Annotated in this window: 1 protein-coding gene; it reads left to right on the top strand. The window is 57.2% G+C overall.

Annotation, left to right across the window (positions count from 1 at the left end; genetic code table 11):
• Positions 1-152, top strand: a 152-nt coding sequence (locus RE6C_RS33275; protein ID WP_008658373.1) for a tyrosine-type recombinase/integrase, incomplete at its 5' end; no start/stop codon positions are given.
• Positions 153-523 lie beyond the last annotated feature (371 nt).

Genomic DNA, 523 nt, shown 5'->3' with positions numbered 1-523 from the left:
TCGAGGATGGTACCGACCTGCCGACAGTTCAGAAGTTAATGGGACACAGAGATATCGAAACCACGATGAATTACGTGCACGTGGATGTTGGAATCAACAGTCGCGTGCGGAGCCCTGCGGACCGATTGGGGGGCGCGGACCAGCTGGAGTGATCTGGGCGACCGCTGCAGTGACACGCGTCGAATCAACCCCGCGTCGACACGGTGAGTATCGAGTAAGTGGTAGAGATCTCGCGGACTTCGTCCCCTTGGGTGACCCTCGAAAGAGTGTCGCCGACTTTTCGAGATGCCGCGTCGACGCGGGTCATGAGACATGATTATCAGCCACAGAAAAACACGCGTCAAGCAAATGGCGGGGAGCAGTCAACCGTAGCCCTAGCGGGCTGTTGATTTAATGAGCCGCACCGCGTTAGCGGCGGTTAGTCAGACGCCAACCGGGGCTAACGCCCATCGGCTAATTGTTGTCACTCGGTATACGACTAAATCAACAGGCTGCTAGGGGTGTTGGGGGCTGCAGCAGCTTA

It is taken from the genome of Rhodopirellula europaea 6C (genome assembly GCF_000338295.1).
Taxonomy (GTDB): Bacteria; Planctomycetota; Planctomycetia; order Pirellulales; family Pirellulaceae; genus Rhodopirellula; species Rhodopirellula europaea.
The sequence above is the reverse complement of the archived record's forward strand: the minus strand, read 5'-3'. Positions and strand labels throughout refer to the sequence as shown.